The following is a 23,430-nucleotide window of genomic DNA, read 5'->3' as shown; positions in this document are numbered from 1 at the left end:
CTGTGCGGAAAAAGCCGGCACCCGATGCTCTGTGCATTCAGGCCTGCCCCCGTGCAAGGGCCACCGCCTTCTGAGCCCCTTCCGCCATGGTGGAGGCCACCACCAGGGGAAGGCCCGACTCCTGAAGGAGTTTGTGAGCGATTTCTTCATTGGTCCCCGTGAGGCGGATCACCACCGGCACGGGGACTTCCCGGGTTTTGAACACCTCAATGAGGCCTTTCGCCACATCGTCTGTTCGGGTGATACCCCCGAAGATGTTGAAGAAAATCACCTTCACCCGGGGGTCCCGGAGAATGATGTCCAGAGCCTTGATCACCTTTTCGGGACGGGAACTCCCGCCGATATCCAGGAAGTTGGCCGGTTCGCCGCCAAAGTGCTTGACCACATCCATGGTGGCCATGGCGAGCCCCGCCCCATTCACCACACAGCCGATGTCCCCGTCCAGTTTCACGAAGGAAAGACCGGCCTCTTTGGCTTCCAGTTCCTCTTTGTTCTCATAATCCAGGTCGCGCTTGTCTTCCAGATCGGGATGGCGATAGAGGGCGTTGTCGTCCAGCACAATCTTGGCGTCCACCGCCACCAGGTTGCCCTCCGGCGTTTTCACCAGGGGATTGATCTCCGCAAGCTGTGCATCCACCGCCAGAGCGGTTTCCACGAGTTTCTTCAGGATGGGCGCGCCCTGCTTCACCAGGGCCCAGTCGCCGAAAAGCCAGAAGGCGATTTCCCGGGCCTTGTAATCCGGAAGCCCCACCAGGATGTCCACAGGATATTTCAGAATCGCTTCGGGTTTGGTGCGGGCCACCTCCTCAATGTCCACACCCCCTTCGGGGCTCACCATCAGGGTGTAGGTCTGGTTCCTGCGGTCCAGCACAACCCCCACGTAATATTCTTTTTCAATGTCCACCGCTTCGGTCACCAGCACTTTCTTCACCGGGATGCCCTTGATCTCCATCCCCAGGATGGCGCGGGCTTTTTCCAGGGCTTCTTCCCGGGAGGAGGCCAGTTTGATTCCGCCGGCCTTGCCTCGCCCGCCCACGGGGACCTGCGCCTTGATCACCACGGGGAAGGAAAGTTGGGAGAGTGCCTGCTCCACTTCCTCAAGATTCCGGGCGAGAATGCCTTTCTGCACGGGGAAGCCAAAGGATGCGAGGACTTCTTTGGAGGCATATTCGAGAAGTTTCATTTTCTCCTCCCTTGTTTCAGGGCATGTGCCCGATGACACGGACAGAACGAGAGATGAGAAAAAGTGTTGTGTATTATACGCCAAATTCCGCGAAAATTCAGGGGACCGGATGGTGCTTCCCGGATCGAGCAAAGGAACGTCATGAGGAAGGTACAGGTGTTGGGATCCATGAGGTTCGGAGAGGGTGTCAGGAACCTGATCGGGGGACAGGACGTCTGTCAGAGTGTATCCTTCAGGCACAAACAGGAGGCAAGCCATGAACCGGAAAGGTCTGTGGATGGCCGGTCTCTTCCTCGCTCTGACCGCCTGCGTCACCGCACCTCCCGCCCCACCCCCTCAGCCCGAGGTGCATCTTCGGAATGGGGTGAAACTTTTGAAAAGGGGCAACTGCCGTGCGGCGCAGGAGCAGTTTGAAAAGGCCCTCCGGTGGGACCCGGACAACTTCCGGGCTCACTTTGGGTTGGGGGCAAGCGCGCTGGTGTGTGATCGTCCGAAGAAAGCGGAACGGGAGCTTGAAATCGCCCTTCGTCTTGCCCCGACACCCGTGTGGAAAGATCGGGTGCGCACATTGCTGTCCGTGGCGGAAGCCGAGGAACACCACCACAAAAAGCGGCGCCGGGGGCACCCCCGACGGATGGGCCGCGTGGATGTGGATCTCATCATCGTCTGGATGGAGGAGTGAACCGGGCGGTCACGAGCACCCCAGCCGCCGGAGTCGTTCCCCATAGAGCTTCCGGCCCGTCCGAGCATAGAGGGTTCGGAGGAGACGGCAGGCCTCTTCGCGGTACCGTGCATTGCCGGTAAGATGCCACCGGAGTTCCAGAATCCAGGCCTGATCTCCCGGGGTTCGCGCGAACCTCTCAAGGATGTGGAGTTCGTCCAGCGGGCCGGAGCCCGAAAGGTGGAGTCGGGCTTCGGTCAGAAAAGCCCGGGAGGCGAACTGAAACCGCGGATGATTGATCCTGTCCCCCAGATGTTTGATTCGTAATGCCACCTGATGGAGATCCACCCAGCGACGCTCCATTCGCAAAAGTTCGGCAAGGACAAGGAGCGCCTCGGCCCGGGCATAGGGCACGTTTCCCTTTCGGGCATACCGGAGGGCCAGGCGGATGTGAGTTCGGACGCGAGAAGGATGGCCGGTTCGCCGAAAGATTTCGGCCATCACCCCGTGAATCATGGCGAGACCCTTGCGAAATCCCAGCACCTGATAAATTCTTCGGGCCCGGAAGGCATGGCGCAGTGCAATTCCGTAATGACCGCGCTCCATGAGCGCCATGCTCAGGTTGTGATCTGCGCTGGCAAGCCCGCGGAGATGCCGGAGATTTTGAAGAAGCCGGCGGGAGTGCCGGAGCACCTGGATGGCCTCGTCATATCGTTCCTGCAGGAGAAGATTCCCCCCCAGGTTCAGAAGGCCGGAGGCTTCCCGCAGAGGGTTGTTGTCCCTTCGAGTAAACTGGATGTATTCCCGGTAACACTTCTCGGCCTCGGTGTGATGCCCCAGATCGTCCAGCGCGTTGGCGATGTTGTTCAGGGCCCGAATCACGAAATCGTTTCGCCCGGCTCGACCGGCGGCTTCCCGAGCCCTGCGAAAAGCTTCCAGAGCCTGAAGGGGCCTTCCCTGGTGCCAGTACACCATCCCTCGAACGTTTTCGATCCCCGCCACACGCTCGTGATCTCCCGCATGGAGGACGAGTTTTTCAGCTTCGTCCAGGAGATGGAGCGCCCCGCTGTGGTCACTCCGGAGCATGGACAGGAAAGCCCGCTCTTTCAGGACGTCCACCACCAGGTCTGAACGACCCAAACGCCGGGCCAGGGCTTCGGCGGATCGAAACATTTCTTCGGCGGGCCCCCAGTTGCCCAGACGTCCGTGGATTTTGCCCTTTTCCAGATAGACGTTGATCCGGTCTTCGGGAGAGATGTCCAGGGTTTCCAGGGCTTCCAGGAGGCTCAGGACCACATGGGGATCCGTACCCCGTGTCTGTTCAAGGGCCTTTTGCAGACGGTTTCGGACCTCTTCCGAATTTCCCTGTCCCAGTTCCCATGCACGGAAATGGTGGAGGGCTGCGAGAACCGGATCTTCTTCTTCCAGGGCTCTGGCAAGGGCAAGGTGCCTCCGCGCCCGGGCACGGGATGTCTGCATCTCCTGAAGCACATCCCGGATCATGGCGTGGGTGAACCTTCCCCAGGGGGGATCAATCCGGAGAAAGCCGGCCTCTGATGCCCGGAAAAGAGCAGCGTCCACGTCCTGCAAGGAAAAGAGCCATTCCAGCCAGGCCAGTTTCCACCGGTTTCCCGCGACCGCTGCGGTGCAGAGAACCTCCTGTGTGTGGGTGTCCAGCTGGTCAAAGCGGGCGAGGATCACCTCCCGGATGCGGAAGGGCAGGTGGGTGACCTCTCCTTCGGGTTTCCAGAAGCCCCGGTCCTTGACCAGCTTCCCGGCCCGGAGGAGATACAGGAGGATGTGCTCAAGGAAGAGAGGATTGCCTCCGCTTCGCTCTTCCAGGAGGGCAACGAAGGAGGGATCTGGAGGACCTTCCAGAAGCGCGGAGACGAACCGCCGGATTTCCTTACGGGTGAAGGGGGCGAGGCGGAGGGTGTCCGAGATCTTCCCGATGGGGACGTCCCCACTTCCCGGTGCGGTGGCCCAGAGACCCAGGGGGAGGCGGTCCCGTGACAGAAGGCCCCGGATCGCCTCAAGGGAAGCGTGGTCGAGCCAGAGGATGTCATCCACGGCCAGAATCAGAGGTCCTTCATCCTTCGTGAGGCGGACCAGAATGTCCACCAGATCCACGAGCCATCGCGTGATTCCGAGGCTCTCCTGAACCCCCGGTTTCAGGAGGTCGTCAAGTCGGGAGCGAGGGCGAGACCCGGTGGAGGCATGGGGTTTAAGAAGCCGGAAAACCGCTTCCGGGAAGGTGGATTCTCCAGGCCGGGCTCCGATCCAGCGCTCAAGGAATTCAAGGAGGGGTTCCAGGGGAGGTTTGTCCGGGTCTGCCTGGATGAGGAAGGCCCGATGGGGCAGAAGGCGACGGACTGCCTCTTCCAGAAACCGGGACTTTCCGATGCCCGGCGGTCCGGTGATGAGCACCACCTCAGGCCCGTGTTCCACCGTTCGCTCCAGGGCATGCTCCAGGGCCTCAAAGGCCCCTTCCCGTCCGATGAAGGGAGGGGAAACCACTGGATAGGGAGCAGATCGGTGAAGGATAGACAGTTCTTCCCGGACGGTTCCCCAGGGAGCCTCCAGGGCGAGATGGGCGGCCCGGTTCACCGCACTGCCCATCACCGTGTATTCTCCCCGTTCGCCGCCCACCCATCCCGCAAACACCTGGCCTGTGGAAAGGCCTCCCCGGATCCGCTCACCCATCCGTTCCCGGACCCGGGCCACAAAGGTCTGAGCCCGCTGGATCATCCCCTCTCGGGCGCGGGGTGCCCCGAAAAGCACCAGCGCCTCCAGACCCTTTTCCGAAAACCCCATCCGTGCAATCCATCCGCCCGCTTCTTTTGCGGCATCCAGGAGGCTGCGGGCGTCTTCTTCCGGATCGTCCAGAGGGCGGCGATCCAGGAGAAGAAACACCACCGCAACATCCCGGAAGGCCCCTTCGTCCGGGCCGGAGAGGACCGAGAAGGGGAGAAAACGGCTGACCAGATCGTGATTCGTGGCGCCCCTCCAGAAACCCCGCGGAGAGGGGGAGGGAGGCGAAGGTTCGGAAGGGTCTTTGGAGAGAGGGCTGGAGGTCCGGGGGAGAGAGAGCCAGTGATCCGGGAGAAAGGCTTCGCCAAAGATCACATACAGGGCATGATGCCTGTGCTCCACGATTTTCCACCGGAGAGGACCGGCGAGAAGGGCTCCCCGGAACACCAGCGTGCGGGACGAAGCAAGAAGGCGTTTGAGAAGCGTTTCCGCATGGGTGCGGTCGGGATCTCCCACCCAGGCAATCAGGCCGTCACCGGTGAACTGAATCACTTCCCCGCCGTGGTCCCGGAGGATGGAAAAGATCTCCTCATAGGCTTCCCGGAGATGGTCCACCAGCCGTTCCAGTCCGCGGGAACCATAGGTGCGTTCAAGTTCCTCGGTGAAGGCGGTGAAGCCCACGATGTCCAGCATCACACCCCACCCTTCCCACCTCCCCTCCCGGATCCCGTGGGCAAATTTTTCCAGAACGGATGCTGGAACAGGAAGCCGCATGTTTGTTCTCTTCGGAGGAAAAGATACAGAACGATCCCCGGTTTGTCATCCACGAAGTTCGAATATCGCCCCCTCCCGCCAGGGGAGGAGATTCTCTTCGTACTTCCATTTTCGGGGGTGCTTTTGGGCGGGAAGGGTAGGGGGTCTACGATGGCACAGGTGAACCTGAGGGTACAAGCTCTGACCTCCGGACAAGAGTTCGGACACCCCCACCCCGACCCTCCCCCATCAAGGGGGAGGGCGTAACCATCCACGGCTTCAAGGTGTCTTCTCCCCTCCCCTGGTGGGAGGGGCTGGGGGAGGGGGAGCACAGATGTCCTCGATCTCGATTGCGTTATCCGGAACAAAAACGTGGTGTCCGAACTCATGGGTGAACCTCAGTACAAGCTCCCTTGCCCATTCGCGTCCCTTCGTGTATCTTCCAGGCATGCACGCCGGATTTGTGTTCCTTGCCTCTCCTCGACCGCAGCACGGCCTGAAGCGGTGGGTGGTGGCCCGGGAGCCCACCCGGATCGTCACATCCTGGGACGAACTGGATGCGCTCAGGGAAACCCCGGGCCTTGTGGTGGGCTATGTGGGATACACCGCCTATCGCCACACGCTGGACCTCCCTGCACCGGAACCACCGCTTGGATTTCCGGAAATCTGGCTGGGCGTGTTTGAGGACTTCTGGATCGGATCTCCGGAAGAGGGGTTTCGGCATTCCTCGGGCAAACCTGCAACCCCGCCCCTTCCCCGTGTCGTCCCGGGGACGCTGACGTTTGAAACCCTCCACGAATCGTTTTCCACCTATCGGAGAAAAATCCAGGCTCTCCGGGAACACCTCCGGAGAGGGGACATCTATCAGGCAAACTACACCGTTTCCTCCTCCTGGAGGCTGGAAGGATCCCCCTGGGGGGTGTTCCACAGCCTTCTGGAAAGGCAACCCACCGCCTTTGCCGCCTATCTCCAGATCGCACCCCATCAGGCGGTCCTCTCCTTTTCCCCCGAACTTTTCTTCCACCTGAGGGACGGTCGCATCCGGACCGTCCCCATGAAAGGCACCCGCCCCCGCGGACAAACCCCCGAAGAGGACGAGAACCTCCGGGAAGATCTCCGCAATGCGGAAAAAGACCGGGCGGAAAACGTGATGATTGTGGATCTCCTGCGGAACGACCTGGGGAAAATTGCCCTCCCCGGCGGCGTGTCCGCGCCCATCCTCTTTGCGGTGGAAAGCTTTCCCACCGTCCACCAGATGATCTCCGTCGTGGAGGCTGAACTTCGTCCGGAAGCCGCACACCCTGCGCAAATCTTTCACGCCCTCTTCCCGGGAGGGTCTGTGACGGGTGCCCCGAAAAAACGGGCGGTGGAGATTCTGAGAGAGCTGGAGGGATGGGCCCGGGGGGTGTATACCGGCGCGATCGGAGTGGTGTATCCCTGGAAGGAAGCCGTGTTCTCCATTGCCATCCGCACCCTTCAGGTGGCGGGCACCACCGCCCTGTATGGCGCGGGGGGCGGCATTGTCCTGGACTCCTCTCCGGAGGCGGAATGGGAGGAACTCCTTGCCAAGATGGCTTTCCTGACATCATGAGTTTACCCGAAGTCTTCACCGTCCTCCGGGTGGAAAACCGCACGGTTCCCCTCTTTTCCCTTCATGTGGACCGCCTTTTCTGGGGGATGCGATCGGCCGGCTGGAATCCTCCCCCGTCCCGGGACGAAGTGGTCCGGACCCTGCGGGACGCATTGAAGGACCTCCCCGAAGGACGGTTTCGGGTCAGGATCGGCTTCACCCCGCAGGCGCACACGATTCAGCGCGCACCTGTGGAGCCGGCTCCACAGTGGGCCTGGAGGACCGTCTGCCCCATCTCTTTTGAGGGACCCTTCCGCCGGTGGAAGGTGGGGGACTGGGAACCCTTCTGGAAGGCACAGGCACGGGCACAACAGGAGGGGTATGACGAAGCCCTCCTTCTGCGGGAGGATCGGGTGGTTTCCCTCGCCCGGGCCAATCTGCTGTGCTTTGTGGACGGGGTGTGGTGCACCCCTCCGGGGCGAACGGGGGCTCTCAACGGCGTGATGCGACGGTTTGTGTACCGTATGCTTAAGGCACATTCTGTTCCTCTGGTATTTCGGGACCTCACGCTGGCGGACCTTCGCCGGGCGGAGGTGGTGACCGGAATGAACGCGGTTCGGCTGTTTCTGCCCCTTGCGATGGGAAGGATGAATCTGGAGCCTTTGAAAGCGTTGTGGAAAGAACTGGAGCCGGCCTACTGGAGCACGGCGGTGCGCCTGCCATGAACGTGCTTTTCGTGGACCACGAGGATTCCTTTTCCTTCAACATCGTGCAGGAACTCCTCCGGCTGGGGGTTGGGGTGGAGGTGGTGTCCTTCCGGGATCTTCCGGTTTCTCCTGCCGCCTGGGATGGGGTGGTGCTTTCCCCCGGGCCGGGACACCCGGAGGATTATCCCGCTTCCCTTGCCCTCATCCGGCAATGTGAAGGGCGGATTCCCGTGGTGGGGATCTGTCTGGGCCATCAGATGCTGGGCCTTGCCCTGGGCGGGACGATCCGACCTTCCCGGAGGATTCTCCACGGCAAGACCACGCCCGTTTTCCACACGGGCGCCCCGCCCTTTGAGGGCGTTCCTTCCGGATTCCGGGCCATGCGATACAACTCCCTGGTGGTGGACCTCGCACCGGACTATGTCACCGCCCGGGATCACCTGGGGGAGGTGATGGCCCTCCGCTGTGAAGACCGGGGTTTTCTGGGACTGCAATTTCATCCGGAGTCCATTTTGACCGAACACCGGGACCGCCTGTTCCGGAACCTGCAGGGATGGATAGGATCCTGGAGATGGAAATCTGGCCAGCCCGTCAGGCGCCTTTCCGGGCACTGACGGCCGGGCTGTGGACGGTGGGGGTGGCCACCCTGGCCTATGTGTGGGTGGGGCTGGTGGGCGGGCTGTTTGCCTTTTTCCTCCTGGTGGCCTGGCTTGCAGACTTCTGGTTTCCCTGGCGGGTCCGGCTGTCCCGGGAAGGCATCACCCTCATCCGGATGGGGAAAGCGCAGACCCTGTCATGGAAGGAAGTCCGGCGGGTGGTGATCGCACCGGAAGGCGTGCTCTTTTCACCTTTCCACGAGCCCCGCTTTCTGGAACGATACCGGGGGATCTGGGTTCCCTATCCCCCGCCCGCCTTTCTGGATCTTCTGGAGGAGATGTATGAAGGTCCGGTTCAGCGAATTTCTTGAGGAAGTCCGGGAATTCTGCGAACGCCACGGGTTGCCCCTGCCCCGGATCATGGGGGTCACGAAAACGGTGGAGGCGGAACGCATCCGGGAAGCCTATCGCCAGGGGCTCCGGCTGTTCGGGGAAAACCGCGTCCAGGAAGTGAAAACCAAGTGGGCGTCCATGAGAGAGGAGCTTCCGGAAGCCGAACTTCATCTGGTGGGATATCTCCAGCGGAACAAGGTCCGGGATGCCCTCCGGTGGTGTGACATGGTCCAGTCGGTGGACCGCATTCCTCTGGTGGACGTGATGGAGGCCCGGCTTCTAAACCTTGCCGACCGGACGCCCTATCCCGTTCTGGTGGAGGTGAACACCTCGGGCGAGCCGCAGAAACACGGGGTGGTCCCGGAGGAGGTGGAGGCGCTGGTGGAAGAGATCCTCCGTCGGGAGGTGCTGGCTGTGAAGGGGCTCATGACCGTGGGACCCTATCCCGTGGAAGAAAAGCGCTCCCGCGCCGCCTTTGCCCTCCTCCGGCAGATCCGGGATCGGCTGGAAGAGCGGCTGGGCCTGTCCCTCCCCGTTCTCTCCATGGGGATGACGGAAGACTGGCGGTTTGCCGTGCTGGAAGGAAGCACCCTCATCCGCATCGGGCGGGCCATCTTTGGAGAGCGCCCATGAGCCTTCGGGTGGCCCTCCTGGGAGATCTCGCCACCGTTCACACCGGGAGGCTTCGGGATGCCCTCGCACAGCGGGGGCTGGAGGTCCGGGCCTTTTCCATGGAGGCGTTTGAGGGTGAGGGAGTGTTTGTCCCCCCGGTGATCCGTCATCCGCAGCAACTCCGGTATGTCCTGTCCGCTTCGCGCCTCCGCAAGAGCATGGCCGGGTTCTCACCGGATGTCACGGTGGCGGTGAGCCTGGCCAATTATGGCCTTCTTGCCTGGAGACTTGGCCTTCGCCCCACCTATCTTATGATCTGGGGGTCGGATCTCCTGTTTTCTGCAAGAAAAACGCCCCTTCACCGGTGGATTGCCCGGCGCATTCTCCGTCATGCCGACCGGATCAACGTGGACAGCACAGATATGCTGCACGATCTCGTCACGGTGTGGGGGATTCTCCCGGATCGGGTGGACTTCATGACCTGGGGGCTTCCGGAAGCATGGTTCGCGCCCCTTCCCGAAAAACCTCCGGCCCCGCCCTGGCGGGTGGTGTCCACCCGGCGGCTGGACCCGGACATGGACCCCCTCACCCTTGTGCGGGGCGTTGCCCGTGCGGTGCGGGAGGGCCTGGACATCCGGCTGGACCTTGTGGGCTGGGGATCGCTGGAGGAGCGGGTCCGCAAGGAAGTGGCCCGGCTGGGTCTTGAAGCGCGTGTCCGGTTCTGGGGAAGGCGCCCGGCATCGGAAATCCGGGAGATTCTGGATGGAGCGCACATCTATCTCGCCAGTCCGCTGGTGGATTCCACGTCGGTTTCCCTTCTGGAAGCCATGAGCCGGGGGTGCATTCCGGTGGTCACGGACCTTCCGGCCAACCGGGAGTGGGTTCTTCACGCCTTTTCGGGCTATCTGTTCCCGGCAGGCCGTCCGGATCTCCTGGCCATGGGGCTTGACTGGGCCATCCGGGCACCGGAGGAAGTCCGCGTTGTGAACCGTCAGGTGGTGGAGCGACGGGCCCGGTGGGAGGTGCACGTGGACCGGATGGTGGAACGTCTCACCCGTCTTGCCGCATCCCATGGGGCATAGGGTCGGGCCAGTCCTTCTCTGGTTGCTGGTTGCGCTGGTCTTTTTCGTGAAGCGGTGGCTCCAGCCCGTGGGTCGCCCCTTTCACGGCGCCACCTATACCCTGATGTTCCTCCCCGACCGGTTCTGCCGGATCCCTCCGGACGTGGAAGGGGTGCTCCGGAATGCGTGCTGTTCGCTGGATCTTGCCCTCTATAACCTGGACTTCAAGCCCCTGGAGGACCTTCTCCTTGAGCAAGCCCAATCGGGCGTTCGCATCCGGGTGGTCGCGGATGGAAGGCGGAGGAACCGCCGGGCCTTCCGGAGGCTTGCCCGCCACGGTATCCCGGTGGTTTTTCGCCCGAAAGGGGGGCTCATGCACAACAAGTTTATCGTGGTGGACGATGAGGTGGTGATCACGGGCTCGGCCAACTGGACCCGGGATGGACTGTGTGAACAGGCCAACCACATCGTCCTTGTCCGTCATCAGGGGGTTGCCCGGGCTTACGCAAGGGAATTTGAGGAGATGTTCTCCCGGAAGGTCTTCGGCAACCGCGGGAAGGAATCGCCGGTGCGGTTTGGGGACACGCTGGAGGTGTGGTTTTCTCCGGACATGGACGTTCCGGATCTTCTGGTTTCCCGGATACGGCGCACACGGGACACCCTTCAGGTCCTGGCCCTCACCCTCACGGATGACCGGATTGCCCGGGCGCTGCTGGATGCCCGGAAGCGGGGGGTGTTTGTGGAGGTCCTTGCAGAAAAGGACGAACCCTCAGGGAGCGATCTCGGACGGCTTGCCCGTGTTCTTCCCGTGTGCCGGGATCGGGATTCACGCCTGTTTCACCACAAAGCCATGCGTCTGGATCGCTGGCTTCTCCTGGGGTCGTATAACTTTTCCCGGAGCGCGGCCACCCGGAATGACGAGAACCTTCTTCTCATCAAAGCATCGCCCGAACTTCTTGAGGTGTGGAATCAGAACGTTCAGCTTCTCAAGGGGCAGATGGCCTGCACGGTTCCGTCCTCTTAAAGGACTTCCCGGGTTTCCATCCGCCGGGAGGGGGCAAGTTTTTTCCCAAGATGGTCATGAAGGGCGTCCACGGTTTCCTGTATCCACCGCCGGTCCAGCACGAATTCGGCCCGCACACGCTGGAGGAGGCGTTCCACTTTCCAGGGGTAATTGAGGGGATCCACCCATACGGTGCGGGCAAAGGGACCCACGAGGGCCGCATAGCGTGCCGGGTTGAGGGGGAGAAGGGGAGCGAGGAGCACGTCCACCGAAATCCCCGCCCGGGAAAGCTCCCGCAGGGTTTCCAGTCGTTTCATGATGGAGGGCGCCCGGGGTTCAAACACCTTCCGGACGACTTCCCGATCGGTGGTGATGGACAGCCCCACCTCCAGACGGTCCCCGAAGGCCCGGAGGAGATCCAGATCCCGAAGGATCAGTGGCGAACGGGTCAGAATCCGGACCCGGACGTCTTCCCGTGGAAGGAGAAGTTCCAGGAGTTTGCGGGTGAGTCGGTATTGGGCTTCCACCCCCTGATAGGGGTCGGTCACGGAGGAGAGGAGGACGGTGCCGCCCCGGGGAATCCGGTGGCGTTCGGCAAGGAGGCGTTCGGGGGCGTTGATGCGGACGTCCACATATCCGCCCCACGGCTCGTCGCCCCGGTGGAACTTCCGGGTGAAGGCGGCATAGCAATAGGTGCACCCGAAGGCACATCCGCTGTAGGGGGTGAGCACCCCGTCCACGCCGGGAATCCGGCTTTTCTGGACGATGGCGCGCACCCGGACCTCCCGAACTTTCACCGCCATGCGTTCAGTATACAGCATGGAAGAAAAACAAAGGGGGCGGGCTCTGCCCGCCCCCGCCGTTCGGTTTTTCCCGAAATCAGCGCTCGTTGATGGGCACGTAGGGGCGATCCCACACCTGGTCGGCATACCAGGCCCGCGGACGGATGAGACGGTTCTCCTTCCAGTATTCCAGGACGTCCGCCACCCATCCGGAGACCCGTGCCACCGCAAAAATCGGCGTGAAGAAGTCGGTGGGGATGCCCAGGGCGCCGTACACCAGACCGCTGTAGAAGTCCACGTTGGGGAAGATGCCCTTCTGGCCGAGTTTCTGGATGTTGATCTCCTCCAGCTTCACCGCGATCTCATAGAGCTCCCGCTCCTTCTCTTTCGCGAGTTCCCCGGCCCAGCGTTTCAGGATCCGTGCCCGGGGGTCATAGGCCTTGTACACCCGGTGTCCGAAGCCCATCACCCGGCCTTTCTTGGCAAGGAGGTCCTCCAGCCACTCCTCGATCTTGCTCACACCGCCCCGGGCCTGGATTTCCCGGAGCTGGGCGAGAACCAGCTGGTTGGCTCCGCCGTGGAGGGGTCCTTTCAGGGCCCCGATGGCACCGGCGATGGCGCTGTACATGTCCACAGCGGTGGAGGCGATCACGATGGCCGTGAAGGTGGAGGCGTTCATCCCGTGGGCGGCATGGAGAATGAGGGCCACGTCCATCACCCGTTCTGCCGTGGGGGTGGGTTTTTCACCGAACATCATATAAAGGAAGTTGCCCGCGTGGGAGAGATCGGGAAGGGGATCCACCACGGGAAGTCCCTGACGGATGCGGTGCCAGGCGGCCACGATGGTGGGGAACTTGGCGATCAGACGGATCCCCATGCGCTTGCCCTTTTCCCAGTAAGCTTTCCGGGCTTCCTCGTCCTTGCTCATCAGGGCAAGCCCCTCCCGGGGATCCATCACTTCCGCATCGAAGCCCACCAGCGCACTCACCCCGAATCGAAGAGCGTCCATGGGATGGGTGCTTTTCGGGAGTTTCCTGAGGGCGTCCACCACCTGCCCGGGGATGTCCATGTTCCGGCGGAGGGTCTGGGTGAAGACCTCCAGTTCGTCCCGCTTCGGGAGTCTGCCTTCGATGAGGAGGAAGGAGGTCTCTTCAAAGCTGGAGTGCTCTGCAAGTTCCTCAATGGGAATGCCCCGATAGACCAGCTTTCCCTCCTGCCCGTTGATGGCGCTCACGTTGGAGATGGTGAAATAGACCCCTTCCAGCCCCTTTTTGATCTCAGGAGCCTCAATCGTGGACATGACCAGCCTCCTTTTTTGTTAAAGTTCCACCAAGGTCAAAGGACCTTGACGCGTAGGAAAGATATTATTGTCAAGGTGCTATAATAAAGTATACACCTTTTTCCCCGAATGAGCAGGAATCAAAGGCCACTGGGCGGAAAGGGCACCCGGCGGGTGAACCATCCGGGGAGGTGCTCCGGGAGGATCACCTTTTCCTCCTGGTGGGCAAGGAGAAGCTGATACAGGATGTTCCGGAGTTCCAGGAGGTTGCCGGGCCAGGGATAGGCCATGAAGATCTTCAGGACCTCCGGGGATACCTCCACATCCGGCGCATCCCATTTGTTCAGGAAATAGCGGACAAAGTGGGGGATTTCCTCCGCACGCTCCCGGAGGGGAGGAAGATGAAGGGTGTGAACAAACCGATAAAAGATCTGGCGCAGGGCCGGGTGTTTTTCCGCGGTCTGGAGAAACACGGGCAAGGCACTCCCCACGACCCGGATGGGAGGCGTTTCCAGGGCCCGGAAAACCCAGGGGTGGAGATCCTGGGGCATTTCGTCCACCCGGTGGAAAAACCAGGTCCCCCGGAGGGGAAACTGATCAAAATACCGGGAGAGCTCCTCATGGGACGTCTGCTGGCAGTCGATCCGGACCCAGGCTTCTTCGTCCCCCCGGAGATAGGCGATCCACCGGGCAAGGTGCTCTTTCCCGGTCCCCACTTCTCCCACAATCAAAATGGGATCCCCCACCTCCGCCAGCCGGCGGGCGGATTCCCGGATGCGCACCATCTTCTCCGAGACAGCCAGGAAGGTCATGCCAGTGTTTTAGCAAAAGCATTGCCAGAATAACCCCCTGCATTTTCAACCTCTTTGTCTCAAATTTGAGAATCCCCGAACTTCTTCCTCGCCGTTTCAGGGACGAAGGATGGGGATCGCCTTTTCGTTGATCCGGGCCCGGTAGATGCCAGGGGGCAGGGGAAGAGGCAGGAGACGACTGCGGTTGGCCGGGGGAAGGAAGTGCCGGAGAAGGCGCCGTCCGGATGCGTCAAACACCTCAAGGACAAGGGGGCGGGAGTGGGGCCCCACCCGGATGCCACGGGGATGGGGGACGAGGAAAACGGAAGCCCCGGAAACCGGGGATTCCACCACCCCGGTGGTCCGGATGCCGGTGAGCACGGTGTCGCCGAAGCGCACGCCCTGAAGGTCCACGGCCACGATGTAATAGTGCACCGATTCCGCACCGGTGGCGGTGGTGTCAAAGCTGTAGAAGGCTGTGCCCAGAAGGGACGAGTCCCGAAGGGCACCGAACCAGGGTCCCCATCCGGAGGCGGTGGTGTAAAACCGATAGAACAGGGTGTCGGCCACCACACCGTCCCCCGGCGGCAGAAAGTCTCTCACCGTGGCACTCACCACAAACCGTCCCCCGGAGGCCGGCGTGGGGAAGGTGATGTCCATCACCTGAGGAGGCAGGTTTCCGGGCGAAGGGGTCGGGTTGGCAAAGAAGTCCTGCGCCGGGAGACCCGACCAGACGGGATAGCTCTGGGGGTTTCGCTCGATGGACGAGCCCGCGGGGGCATCCACGGCCGCATCCGCTGAACCCATATCCCCACCGCTCCCCCACCACACGGCGTCCGTCTCCAGCAGTGAGTCCCAGGGGGAGGGGAATTCAGGCTGAAAGAGGTGGGCGTCATCGCCGGTGTTGGCCAGGCTGATGGACCCCACCCGGAAGGGACCATAGGCATACACGGGCGTTCCGGCATACAGGGGATCCTGAAGAAGGTTCCCCCAGTAGGTGCTGAACGTGTCTGCGTCGTTGACGAGCAGAAGAAACCCGTTCGGCGGGATCACCGCGTCGGCGGGGAGGCGCACATACCCCTCGCTTGCGCCGGGATTGGGATCATCTGAAAAGACGGCAAACGAAAGGTCCAGGGTGTCCAGTGTGGGGTTGAAGATTTCCACCCATTCGGAGGTGGGTTCCGGATAACCTGAGGGGGCGTCATACATCACCTCCGAAATCACCGCACCCTGGCGTTTCCAGGGGGAAAGCCGCACAAACCGTGTGAGGGTGTCGGTGTCCGTGAATTCGTCCGCGTTGTCCGAACATGCGGCGTCGGAGGGGATGCAGTCCAGGGCAGATCCTGTGGTGCTGGTGGTCCAGGCGATGAGGTGCGCCACCCGTCCCCCGAGGGAATCCACGGCCACGGCAAGTTCCAGCACCCGAACACCGCCCGTATCCGAAGACCAGGCCACGTTCACCCCGCCCCGCGGGACAAAGCCCGAACCGTCCCAGACATAGAGGACCGGTGTCAGCGTGTTTTGCGTTGCATCCCAGTCTAGATACAGTTCGGCGTCCACGCTCAGGCTGAAGAGGCGGTTGTCCAGATAGAGGCTGTCGGTGAAGGTGATGGACCGTCCGTGGGCGTCAGGTGTTCCTTCCTGAAGGTCAAACCCGTTTCCGGGGATCCCGTCCAGGTCCAGTCCAAAGGCATAGGACGTGTTCCAGTTCTGGGTATTCCGGGTGGAGAGAGCAAGATACAGACTGTCGGGACCTACCGCCCCGAAAAGGCTGTCCAGATCCGCGCCTTCCATGGTTGCGCCGGTGATGGTGGACACCCCCAGAAGGTTCCAGCCCTCCTGCGGGGAAATCTGGCCGTCCAGAAGGGGGAGAAGAACAAGCACAAGCAGCATCGAAACCCTCCTGTATGGTTTTTATGCAACCCTCTCAAGGGAAGACAGAAGTTCCCGGATCCGTTCCAGGACCTCTGGAAGCGGGGCAACGTCAAAAAAGCGCCGGCCCGTGACCGCGTTGGCCAGGGCCTGATACATGGCCGAAACGGTTTGAAGCCACACGGGAGGAAGGGGAGGGGGCGGGGGAACCTCTTTGCGCAGGTCCTCCACCCCCCGGGATTTGGCGTCCTCCAGCATCCCGTACCAGGGGGTGTTCCGGTAATACATCCGGAGGAGTTCCTTGCTCAGGGGGATTCCGTTCCAGGCAAACCGGCATTCGTCGGGGGTCCCCACCACGTCCACCACCATCAGGTTCCGGTGTTCGTCCAGGGCAAATTCAAACTTGCCGTCCAGATTTTCGATCCCCAGGTCGGCCATGCGTTCGGTGATGAGTTCGACAAGGGCCAGAGCAAGTTCCTGGAGGCGGGCGAATTCTTCGTCTGACAGCCCCGAAATCTCCCGGGCTTCGTTCGGTGTGAGATACCGGTCCAGGGGCTCCAGTTTGGTGGAGAAATCCAGCACGGGATGGGGAAGATGTTCGCTTTCCGGAGGCCCGGAAAGCCCGAGGTCCTCCCAGGTCAGGTCGCCCCGGGCAATCCTGCGGTGGACGCTGGATCCCGGCGGCAGAGCCCGGCGATAGATCACCTCCAGAGGGAGGAGAACGTTTCCGCGCACATTCTTCAGCACCCGATAATCATAACCCGTTTCCGTTCGGAAGGGGCGGATCACCCGGACCAGACGGACCTCCATGACAGAGGAAGGGTTCGAGAGACGGGAAAGGGAAAGGACCTGATCGTGTTCCACCAGTCCCCGGTAATGATGGCGGATGCCCCGCCGTCCCATCTCCTCAAAAAACCAGGCCCCGATGAGGGCGAGGGCGGCGCCTTTGCCGGGAATGGTGTCGGGCATCTCGCCCCAGTCAAAGACGGAATAACGGTCGGAGAAGAAAAACCGGCCGATGCCGGTCCGGTCCGGTTCAGGGGGAGAGAGCACAACGAGATCCTTCACACTCCCCATCCATCACCTTCCTGGCTCCAGAAAGCGCAATCCTTCTGCGCTTCAGGGGATCAACCGGGGAAAGCCCTGTTCCCGGAGCAGGGGCATGGAGCCCATCACGGTCATCTGAAAACCGGGACGGACATAGTCCCACCGGCCGCGGAGATACAGGGTGTTTTCGCCGCTCAGCCGGAACCAACCCACCCCCAGCTCCAGCGTGTGGTTTCCGAAGGCCATGCGGGAGGTGCGGTCCACCTGCATGTAACTCCCGATGCCGGAGACATATCCCATCTGGACGGATGTGGTGGAACCACCCTGCTCCAGGGAGGGCACCCCGAGCCCCAGAAACGCGACCACCAGTCCGATCATCATGGGAAAAGGATACAGGCTGTGGCGCGGTGGGACAACATCGTGCCAGAACTTCAGAAAATCACAACCTTCCGAATCCAGGTGTTGCCGATGCGAAGGCGATACATCCCCGGCTTCAACGGCCCCACCTCCAGCACCCTTCCCCGCACCGTTCCCAAAACCACCCTGCGACCCAGCATGTCCTGAAGCCAGAAGGACACCCCCTCCCACGTTTCGGGCATGTGTTCCACCCGAACCCGTCGGGGGAGCACCACCAGCCGGACGGGACGTTCCACCTCACCCCATCCCGGTGGCGGTTGGCTCTGCCCCCGCAACACAAACCGCCCCATCCGGTTGGCATGAATGACAAGGTCACGATAAAACAGGGGATAAAAGAAAGAGTTGCTTACAAAGTATTCCCACTCTTCCCAGTTGCCTGGCATCTTTCCAAGACTGTCTATAGAAATGGACTTTGGATCAACAACGAAACCATACTGTGCTGGCATCCACACTGCAGGAAGGCCACTCTTTCCCCCGCTGAGCGAAAGGAGGCCTCCTCCCCCTTTTGCAATATACACAAAAAATCGCTCCTCTACCTGCCATCCACTAGGACCGCACCCTTTTGGAACCCACACCTTGAGTGTGCTTCCAATAAGATGGCTATTCCAAATCCAGAAAAGCTCAGAAACAACCAAAGTATCATGCCAAAATGCTAGGCTAGGGTAGGATTCTGGACTCACCGAAACCGTTTCTACAAGATTTTGCTGCAAGACTAACCGCAGTAAAGGGCGGTCAAACTCCATAACCCACACCCCCTTAGGATCATCAGGAAATGAGCGCAAATCCCCACTTCCTGCCGGGTAAACCCACAGCGTATCCTCCGTGGGCCACCGATAAAACACCAGATTCCCCCCCTCCCCCCACTCCACCAGCACCGTGTTCGACACCAGCACCGGAACCTGGATCCATCCAAACAACGGCCAGCGCTGAATGATCCGCCCGTCCACCGTGATCGCCCTCACCCCTCCTGCTCCTCCCGTCACAATCGTGTCCCCCACCACCATCACCGACTGCACCGCTTTCAACCCCGTCATCCCCCACACCAGCTCCAGATCCGGCAAACGAAACAGCTTCAGCGTCGTGTCTTTCTCCGGTTCCAGCGTCCCAAACGTGCTCGCCACCACCAGCAACGAATCCCCAATCAGCACCGCTGCATTCACATTCGACACCATCTCCACCGAATCCACCACCTCACCCGTCTCCACATCCATCACCTCCAGCACCTCACCTCCATTCGCCATATACAGCCGACCATCACTCACCGCCGATTTCACTTCGGTCACAAACATATCTCCCCATGTCCAGAACTTGAACCACTGCACGTTCACATCGGGATACACGCCCCATGGATAGGTGTAACTTTGCCCCGGATCATAGCCCGCAAAAGGCCAGCGGAAGGTGTCCCCCACCACCTGCAAGCCCACCCCCTCCTTCAACCACCCCACCTCCACCTTCCCATCCACCCCTCGAACCCACAGCCCCACCTCTCCCGCCCCGCGCTTCCACCCATCCCGCATCACCCACATCACCGTGTCCTGAAGCCTCGCCGGAGGGAGGGGGAAACGCTTCACCCTCACCGTGTGGGCGCGGGCACAGATGGAAGGGGCTTTCCCCGAAAGGGTGCACACCTTCCGGGCCAGGGGATCGCCGGAGGATTTCCCCCGGGAGGGGAGGAACAGGAGTCCCACTTCCTGGATGCCTGCGGGCTCGAAGGCGTCAAAGACGAGCATCACTCCCTTCTTCCCGGCCACGCCCTGAACCTGGAGGGCCGAGAGAAGAAGACCGGCAAGAAGTCCCTTCATCGTTATGGAGAGTATATCGATCGATCCGAAATTTCAAGTTCATGGGCCCTGCGATCCCGAACGAACTCTGCTCTACCCTGCCTGTTGCGGGGAAGGGGGACGCTGTTATATCACTCGCCATGCCCCATCCGTTACCTTTTTCGGACCGGCCTCTTCCTTACAGGCTCGCGGGTATCCCAACGCCCCGGCATCTCGTCTGTCTCTCGGGATGCTGACGTACCCCGATCTTTTCTCCTCGAATGGCCAGATTTCAAACTGAGACTTCTTTTTCCGAAAGGGATAATGGGATTCCACAAATGAGGCAAATGTTTGAGAGGGCGCAAGGTAACTTACCGACGGGTAAGTCTGTTCCTTGACAGGTCTCCCGGCACCGTGTACACTTTATGCGTGCCGATGGACGCGTTTCGCTGGGCGAGGGTGGCGGAACTGGTAGACGCGCCAGATTTAGGATCTGGTGGGCTTTGCCCGTGCGGGTTCGAGTCCCGCCCCTCGCAGCGTTTCCCCATGGATCAACCCCGCGCAAAACGGTGAGGAACATGGTGAACACGACCCGAACCATCCCTCTGGTGGATCTCCGGGCACAATATCTGGACATCCGGGAGGAACTTCTCCAGGCCTGGGATGGGGTGCTCCACGACATGCGCCTTTTCCTGGGCCCCCAGATTCAGCGGTTTGAACGGGATTTCGCGGAATATCTGGGCGTTCGGCATGTCCTGGGTGTGGGAAGCGGAACGGAAGCCCTGGACCTGGCGCTCCAGGCTCTGGGCGTGGGACCGGGGGATGAGGTGATCACCACCCCCTTCACTTTTTTTGCCACGGTGGAGGCCATCCTCCACGTGGGCGCCACGCCCGTGCTTGTGGACATTGACCCCCACACCTACGCCATGGATCCCCGCGCGGTGGAAGCGGCCATCACGCCCCGCACCCGCGCCCTTCTTCCGGTGCATCTCTTCGGTCATCCCGCACCCATGCACGAACTCCTTCCCCTTGCCCGGCGACACGATCTCCTTGTGCTGGAAGATGCGGCCCAGGCCCACGGCGCCCGCATACAGATGGAAGGCGAATGGCGAACGGTGGGGAGCCTGGGGGATGCGGCCGCGTTCAGTTTTTATTACACGAAAAATCTCGGTGCCTTTGGAGAAGGCGGTGCGGTGGCCACCTCCCGGGACGACGTTGCCGAACGCCTCCGTCTCCTGCGGGTTCACGGACAGACGGACAAATATACCCACACCCTGGTGGGAACCAACAGCCGGCTGGACGAATTGCAGGCGGTGGTGCTGAACCTGAAGTTGCCCAAACTGGATGCCTGGAACGAGCGTCGGCGGGAACTTGCCCGCCGGTATACGGAGTCTCTGCAGGGTCTGGAGGTGATCACACCGGTGGAGGCTCCCTGGGCCTATCACGTGTATCACCTCTATGTGATCCGGGTCCCGGCCGATGTGCGGGATGCTCTCCGCGAGCACCTCATGTCCCGGGGGATCGGGGTGGGCATCCACTATCCCATCCCGGCCCATCTCCAGCCGGCCCTGCGGGACCTTGGCTATCGCCAGGGGGCGTTTCCCGTGTGCGAACAGATGGCCGGGGAAGTTCTCACCCTGCCTATGCATCCCTTCCTCACCGATGAAGACGTGGATGTGATCACAGGCGCCATCCGGGCGTTCTTCACGGGGAGGCGTGAATGACCTACGACGCCGTGGTGGTGGGTGCGGGCCTTTCCGGACTTTCCGTGGCCTACTGGCTTCACCAGTATGGGATGAAAAACCTGGTGGTGGTGGACCAGGCCCTCCTGGGTGCGGGGAGCTCCGGTCGGGGGGTGGGGATTGTGAGCCTTCTGCATGACACGTCCTATGACATTGAACTGGCCCGTCATTCGCTGAATTTTTACCGGTATGTGGCGGATCGTTCCCAGGGTGTTCTTCGCCTGCGGGAGTATGGCCTTCTTCGCCTGTCCTATTCCCCCCGGACCCGGGATGTGCTGAGGGATCTGCTGTCCCTGTATCACCGGGAAGGGGTGTCGGCCATGTTCCTTCCGCCGGAAGAAGTGGCTCACCGATGGCCCTGGCTCCGTCATCCCGACCTTCAGGGGGGGATCTGGTCGGTGGAGGATGTGTATGTGGACGGGGCGGCCTATCTCTATTCGCTTTATCTGTATCTGAAATCCCACGGGGTCCGGTTTTCCCTCCTCAACGTGGTGGAGGGGCTGCGCGTCCGGGATGGACGCATCCACGGGATTCTCACAGAAGAAGGCTTGCTGGAGGCGCCGCGGGTGGTGCTTGCCACGGGGGCGTGGACGGGGATGTTTCTGGACTGGGTGGGCCTGAAACTCCCCATCGCCACCTACAAAACCCAGGCGGGTGTGGTGGTGTTTCCCACACCCCTGGATGCCCCCATGCTCCACGATGTGGACACCGGGGTGTATACCCGGCCGGAGAATCCCACCCACTGGATCGTGGGGGACGGCACGGAATTTGAGGCACCGGACACCCTGGAAGAACGCCCTGCCAACACCGCCTTTGTGGAGCGAGTGGCCACCGTGCTCCCCGATCGGGTTCAGGTGGCCGATCAGGCCGGGTTCGTGCGGGGCTGGACGGGACCGTGTGTGGCCACGCCCGACCGTCGTCCCCTGGCGGGGCCTCTTGCGGGTGTGGAGGGGCTCTGGGTGGTGGTGGGGATGAACGGACTGGGCTTCATGCGGGCGCCGGCGGTGGCCCAGGTGGTGGCGGCCCGGATGACCGGGATGGAGCCAAGACTGGATCCAGAACCCCTTGCTCCGGATCGTTTCCCACCCGATCTTTCCTTCACGCCAAAAGAAGGGTTTTTGCCGGAGGCTCTGCTGTGAAGCGTGTGGTGGTGGGTCTGTCGGGGGGCGTGGACAGTTCGGTGGCGGCGTTCCTCCTGAAAGAGCAGGGATACGACGTGATCGGGGTGACGTTCTGGCTGTATGACGATCGGGGGAGTTTCCGGAAAACCTGCTGCGGGGTGGAGGCTCTCCAGGCCGCCCGGAGGCTGGCCCACGTGCTGGACATTCCCCATTATGTGGTGGATCTTCGCGAAACGTTTGACCGGTATATCATCCGGGGTTTTGTGAACGCCTATGATCGGGGGGAAACCCCCAACGTGTGCCTGTTCTGCAACCGGTTTTTCAAGTTTTCCCGGCTCCTGTCCTTTGCCCGGGATGTGGGGGCGGACTGGATCGCCACCGGACACTTTGCCCGGGTCGTGGAAGGCGCACTTCATGAGGCTGTGGATGTCCGGAAGGACCAGTCCTATTTCCTGGCCCTTCTTTCCCCCGGGATCCTTTCCCGCACCCTGTTTCCGCTGGGCACGCGAACCAAGGGGGAGGTTCGTGCCCTCGCCCGGGAACATCGCCTGCCCACGGCGTCCCGGATCGAGTCTCAGGAGATCTGTTTTGCGGAGGGAAATGTCCGGAAATTCCTTCAGAACCGGCTTGTCCTTCGCCCGGGGCCGGTGGTGGATCTTGAAGGCAACGTGGTGGGGCAGCATCCCGGAGCCGCCCTCTTCACGGTGGGGCAGCGACGGGGGCTGGGGGTGGCCCTCGGATACCGGGCTTATGTGGTGGATGTGGACGTGGAGCGGAACGTGGTGGTGGTGGGCCCCGAAGAGGCCGTGTGGGTGAAGGAACTCCGGGTTCGCATGCTCACGAAGGGAATCCTGGAAGGAACGTATCGTATCAAGGTGCGTTCGACCCATCACGGGGTTCAGGGGGAGCTCGTCCAGGAGGAGGGGGGATTCTGGCGGATACGCTTTGAGGACCGGGTATGGCCCCCGGCGCCGGGTCAGATGGCGGTGGTGTATGACGGGACCCGGGTTGTGGGGGCCGGTGTGGTTGTGAACCTTTTGAGGGAAGGAGGAGAGTCATGGAGCAAGCCGTCTACAGCACAAGGATCCTCGCCGGTCATCGCATCTATTTCCTCGACGTGAAGCAGAACCGCCGGGGGGAATACTACCTCGTGATCTCCGAGAAGCGCCGCACGGCCGATGGGGAAACGGTCAAACACCGGATCATGATTTTCCAGGAGGATGTGGACAAGTTCCGGAACGCCCTCAGCGAGGTGTTTGACATGATGCAGGGAGGCTCCCCCGCTCTCCAGTCCGCTGCACCTGAGAACGGTTCCTCCATGGAGTGATG

21 protein-coding genes and 1 tRNA gene are annotated in these 23,430 nt (G+C 61.6%); 13 read left to right on the top strand and 9 right to left on the bottom strand.

Annotated elements, in window-relative coordinates; genetic code table 11:
• Nucleotides 1-37: 37 nt before the first annotated feature.
• The gene (sucC, locus tag AC6HU3_RS01820) at nt 38-1,183 is read right to left on the bottom strand and encodes an ADP-forming succinate--CoA ligase subunit beta (protein ID WP_497474149.1); all 1,146 of its coding nucleotides are present in this window, start codon (nt 1,181-1,183) and stop codon (nt 38-40) included.
• 256 nt (nt 1,184-1,439) lie between these two features.
• Here sucC and AC6HU3_RS01815 point away from each other — a divergent pair, with 256 nt between their 5' ends.
• A complete protein-coding gene (locus tag AC6HU3_RS01815) occupies nt 1,440-1,865 on the top strand; it encodes a tetratricopeptide repeat protein (RefSeq protein WP_497474147.1) in 426 nt (141 codons plus the stop codon).
• A 9-nt stretch (nt 1,866-1,874) separates the two neighbouring features.
• On the opposite strand, the gene AC6HU3_RS01810 is transcribed toward AC6HU3_RS01815, so the two are convergent.
• A complete protein-coding gene (locus AC6HU3_RS01810; protein WP_497474146.1) occupies nt 1,875-5,369 on the bottom strand; it encodes an ATP-binding protein in 3,495 nt (1,164 codons plus the stop codon).
• A 427-nt stretch (nt 5,370-5,796) separates the two neighbouring features.
• On the opposite strand from AC6HU3_RS01810, the gene pabB reads away from it, so the two are divergent.
• Genes pabB through AC6HU3_RS01775 form a run of 7 tightly spaced genes read left to right on the top strand, consistent with a single transcriptional unit; the run spans nt 5,797 to nt 11,311 of the window.
• Nucleotides 5,797-6,939: an aminodeoxychorismate synthase component I gene (pabB, locus tag AC6HU3_RS01805; RefSeq protein WP_497474144.1), complete on the top strand. Its 1,143-nt coding sequence runs from the start codon at nt 5,797-5,799 to the stop codon at nt 6,937-6,939.
• Entirely contained in the window at nt 6,936-7,643 is a 708-nt protein-coding gene (locus AC6HU3_RS01800) for an aminotransferase class IV (RefSeq protein ID WP_497474142.1), read from the top strand. Before pabB ends, AC6HU3_RS01800 begins: the two co-directional genes overlap by 4 nt.
• Nucleotides 7,640-8,239, top strand: coding sequence for an anthranilate synthase component II (locus tag AC6HU3_RS01795; RefSeq protein WP_497474141.1), 600 nt, complete (start codon nt 7,640-7,642; stop codon nt 8,237-8,239). The genes AC6HU3_RS01800 and AC6HU3_RS01795 overlap by 4 nt, the downstream gene beginning before the upstream one ends.
• The gene (locus tag AC6HU3_RS01790; RefSeq protein ID WP_497474139.1) at nt 8,197-8,592 is read left to right on the top strand and encodes a hypothetical protein; all 396 of its coding nucleotides are present in this window, start codon (nt 8,197-8,199) and stop codon (nt 8,590-8,592) included. Before AC6HU3_RS01795 ends, AC6HU3_RS01790 begins: the two co-directional genes overlap by 43 nt.
• The gene (locus AC6HU3_RS01785) at nt 8,564-9,247 is read left to right on the top strand and encodes a YggS family pyridoxal phosphate-dependent enzyme (RefSeq protein ID WP_497474137.1); all 684 of its coding nucleotides are present in this window, start codon (nt 8,564-8,566) and stop codon (nt 9,245-9,247) included. The genes AC6HU3_RS01790 and AC6HU3_RS01785 overlap by 29 nt, the downstream gene beginning before the upstream one ends.
• Entirely contained in the window at nt 9,244-10,308 is a 1,065-nt protein-coding gene (locus tag AC6HU3_RS01780) for a glycosyltransferase family 4 protein (protein ID WP_497474135.1), read from the top strand. Before AC6HU3_RS01785 ends, AC6HU3_RS01780 begins: the two co-directional genes overlap by 4 nt.
• Nucleotides 10,298-11,311, top strand: coding sequence for a phospholipase D-like domain-containing protein (locus tag AC6HU3_RS01775; RefSeq protein ID WP_497474133.1), 1,014 nt, complete (start codon nt 10,298-10,300; stop codon nt 11,309-11,311). Before AC6HU3_RS01780 ends, AC6HU3_RS01775 begins: the two co-directional genes overlap by 11 nt.
• On the opposite strand, the gene AC6HU3_RS01770 is transcribed toward AC6HU3_RS01775, so the two are convergent.
• The 7 genes from AC6HU3_RS01770 to AC6HU3_RS01740 form a co-directional block, all read right to left on the bottom strand.
• Nucleotides 11,308-12,111, bottom strand: a complete 804-nt coding sequence (locus tag AC6HU3_RS01770; RefSeq protein WP_497474132.1) for an SPL family radical SAM protein — start codon at nt 12,109-12,111, stop codon at nt 11,308-11,310. The two genes, AC6HU3_RS01775 and AC6HU3_RS01770, sit on opposite strands and share 4 nt — an antisense overlap.
• Before the next feature lie 58 nt (nt 12,112-12,169).
• Nucleotides 12,170-13,372, bottom strand: coding sequence for a citrate/2-methylcitrate synthase (locus AC6HU3_RS01765; RefSeq protein ID WP_497474130.1), 1,203 nt, complete (start codon nt 13,370-13,372; stop codon nt 12,170-12,172).
• A gap of 119 nt (nt 13,373-13,491) precedes the next feature.
• Nucleotides 13,492-14,163, bottom strand: coding sequence for an AAA-type ATPase lid domain-containing protein (locus AC6HU3_RS01760; protein WP_497474129.1), 672 nt, complete (start codon nt 14,161-14,163; stop codon nt 13,492-13,494).
• Nucleotides 14,164-14,259: 96 nt separating this feature from the next.
• Nucleotides 14,260-16,035, bottom strand: coding sequence for a lamin tail domain-containing protein (locus tag AC6HU3_RS01755; RefSeq protein WP_497474127.1), 1,776 nt, complete (start codon nt 16,033-16,035; stop codon nt 14,260-14,262).
• A gap of 21 nt (nt 16,036-16,056) precedes the next feature.
• Nucleotides 16,057-17,091 (bottom strand): phosphoribosylaminoimidazolesuccinocarboxamide synthase, encoded by a 1,035-nt coding sequence (purC, locus tag AC6HU3_RS01750; protein ID WP_497474125.1) that lies wholly within the window; start codon nt 17,089-17,091, stop codon nt 16,057-16,059.
• A 42-nt stretch (nt 17,092-17,133) separates the two neighbouring features.
• Nucleotides 17,134-17,442, bottom strand: coding sequence for a hypothetical protein (locus AC6HU3_RS01745; RefSeq protein ID WP_497474123.1), 309 nt, complete (start codon nt 17,440-17,442; stop codon nt 17,134-17,136).
• A 50-nt stretch (nt 17,443-17,492) separates the two neighbouring features.
• The gene (locus AC6HU3_RS01740) at nt 17,493-19,280 is read right to left on the bottom strand and encodes a hypothetical protein (protein ID WP_497474121.1); all 1,788 of its coding nucleotides are present in this window, start codon (nt 19,278-19,280) and stop codon (nt 17,493-17,495) included.
• Between the two features lie 411 nt (nt 19,281-19,691).
• On the opposite strand from AC6HU3_RS01740, the gene AC6HU3_RS01735 reads away from it, so the two are divergent.
• From AC6HU3_RS01735 to AC6HU3_RS01715, 5 genes are all read left to right on the top strand, one after another.
• Nucleotides 19,692-19,774: transfer RNA gene (locus tag AC6HU3_RS01735), tRNA-Leu, on the top strand.
• Between the two features lie 42 nt (nt 19,775-19,816).
• Entirely contained in the window at nt 19,817-20,962 is a 1,146-nt protein-coding gene (locus tag AC6HU3_RS01730; protein ID WP_497474119.1) for a DegT/DnrJ/EryC1/StrS family aminotransferase, read from the top strand.
• Nucleotides 20,959-22,119 carry an NAD(P)/FAD-dependent oxidoreductase gene (locus tag AC6HU3_RS01725; protein WP_497474117.1) on the top strand — a complete coding sequence of 387 codons (1,161 nt, stop codon included), beginning with the start codon at nt 20,959-20,961 and terminating at the stop codon, nt 22,117-22,119. The genes AC6HU3_RS01730 and AC6HU3_RS01725 overlap by 4 nt, the downstream gene beginning before the upstream one ends.
• Nucleotides 22,116-23,222, top strand: a complete 1,107-nt coding sequence (mnmA, locus tag AC6HU3_RS01720) for a tRNA 2-thiouridine(34) synthase MnmA (protein WP_497474115.1) — start codon at nt 22,116-22,118, stop codon at nt 23,220-23,222. Before AC6HU3_RS01725 ends, mnmA begins: the two co-directional genes overlap by 4 nt.
• Nucleotides 23,159-23,428 carry a DUF3276 family protein gene (locus tag AC6HU3_RS01715; protein ID WP_497474113.1) on the top strand — a complete coding sequence of 90 codons (270 nt, stop codon included), beginning with the start codon at nt 23,159-23,161 and terminating at the stop codon, nt 23,426-23,428. The genes mnmA and AC6HU3_RS01715 overlap by 64 nt, the downstream gene beginning before the upstream one ends.
• Nucleotides 23,429-23,430 lie beyond the last annotated feature (2 nt).

Source organism: Caldifarcimen microaerophilum (assembly GCF_055387105.1).
Note: the sequence above shows the minus strand (reverse complement) of the source record. Positions and strands in the feature narration are given on the sequence as shown.

Excerpts from the sequence above, each read along its gene's own strand:
- AC6HU3_RS01765 (WP_497474130.1), bottom strand. The coding sequence starts at position 13,372 with ATGTCCACGATTGAGGCTCCTGAGATCAAAAAGGGGCTGGAAGGGGTC.
- AC6HU3_RS01760 (WP_497474129.1), bottom strand. The coding sequence starts at position 14,163 with ATGACCTTCCTGGCTGTCTCGGAGAAGATGGTGCGCATCCGGGAATCC.
- AC6HU3_RS01800 (WP_497474142.1), top strand. The coding sequence starts at position 6,936 with ATGAGTTTACCCGAAGTCTTCACCGTCCTCCGGGTGGAAAACCGCACG.
- AC6HU3_RS01780 (WP_497474135.1), top strand. The coding sequence starts at position 9,244 with ATGAGCCTTCGGGTGGCCCTCCTGGGAGATCTCGCCACCGTTCACACC.
- AC6HU3_RS01775 (WP_497474133.1), top strand. The coding sequence starts at position 10,298 with ATGGGGCATAGGGTCGGGCCAGTCCTTCTCTGGTTGCTGGTTGCGCTG.
- AC6HU3_RS01745 (WP_497474123.1), bottom strand. The coding sequence starts at position 17,442 with ATGATGATCGGACTGGTGGTCGCGTTTCTGGGGCTCGGGGTGCCCTCC.
- AC6HU3_RS01740 (WP_497474121.1), bottom strand. The coding sequence starts at position 19,280 with ATGAAGGGACTTCTTGCCGGTCTTCTTCTCTCGGCCCTCCAGGTTCAG.
- AC6HU3_RS01755 (WP_497474127.1), bottom strand. The coding sequence starts at position 16,035 with ATGCTGCTTGTGCTTGTTCTTCTCCCCCTTCTGGACGGCCAGATTTCC.
- AC6HU3_RS01730 (WP_497474119.1), top strand. The coding sequence starts at position 19,817 with ATGGTGAACACGACCCGAACCATCCCTCTGGTGGATCTCCGGGCACAA.
- AC6HU3_RS01715 (WP_497474113.1), top strand. The coding sequence starts at position 23,159 with ATGGAGCAAGCCGTCTACAGCACAAGGATCCTCGCCGGTCATCGCATC.
- AC6HU3_RS01795 (WP_497474141.1), top strand. The coding sequence starts at position 7,640 with ATGAACGTGCTTTTCGTGGACCACGAGGATTCCTTTTCCTTCAACATC.
- AC6HU3_RS01770 (WP_497474132.1), bottom strand. The coding sequence starts at position 12,111 with ATGCTGTATACTGAACGCATGGCGGTGAAAGTTCGGGAGGTCCGGGTG.
- AC6HU3_RS01785 (WP_497474137.1), top strand. The coding sequence starts at position 8,564 with ATGAAGGTCCGGTTCAGCGAATTTCTTGAGGAAGTCCGGGAATTCTGC.
- AC6HU3_RS01810 (WP_497474146.1), bottom strand. The coding sequence starts at position 5,369 with ATGCGGCTTCCTGTTCCAGCATCCGTTCTGGAAAAATTTGCCCACGGG.
- pabB (WP_497474144.1), top strand. The coding sequence starts at position 5,797 with ATGCACGCCGGATTTGTGTTCCTTGCCTCTCCTCGACCGCAGCACGGC.
- AC6HU3_RS01725 (WP_497474117.1), top strand. The coding sequence starts at position 20,959 with ATGACCTACGACGCCGTGGTGGTGGGTGCGGGCCTTTCCGGACTTTCC.
- AC6HU3_RS01815 (WP_497474147.1), top strand. The coding sequence starts at position 1,440 with ATGAACCGGAAAGGTCTGTGGATGGCCGGTCTCTTCCTCGCTCTGACC.
- AC6HU3_RS01790 (WP_497474139.1), top strand. The coding sequence starts at position 8,197 with ATGGAAATCTGGCCAGCCCGTCAGGCGCCTTTCCGGGCACTGACGGCC.
- purC (WP_497474125.1), bottom strand. The coding sequence starts at position 17,091 with ATGGGGAGTGTGAAGGATCTCGTTGTGCTCTCTCCCCCTGAACCGGAC.
- sucC (WP_497474149.1), bottom strand. The coding sequence starts at position 1,183 with ATGAAACTTCTCGAATATGCCTCCAAAGAAGTCCTCGCATCCTTTGGC.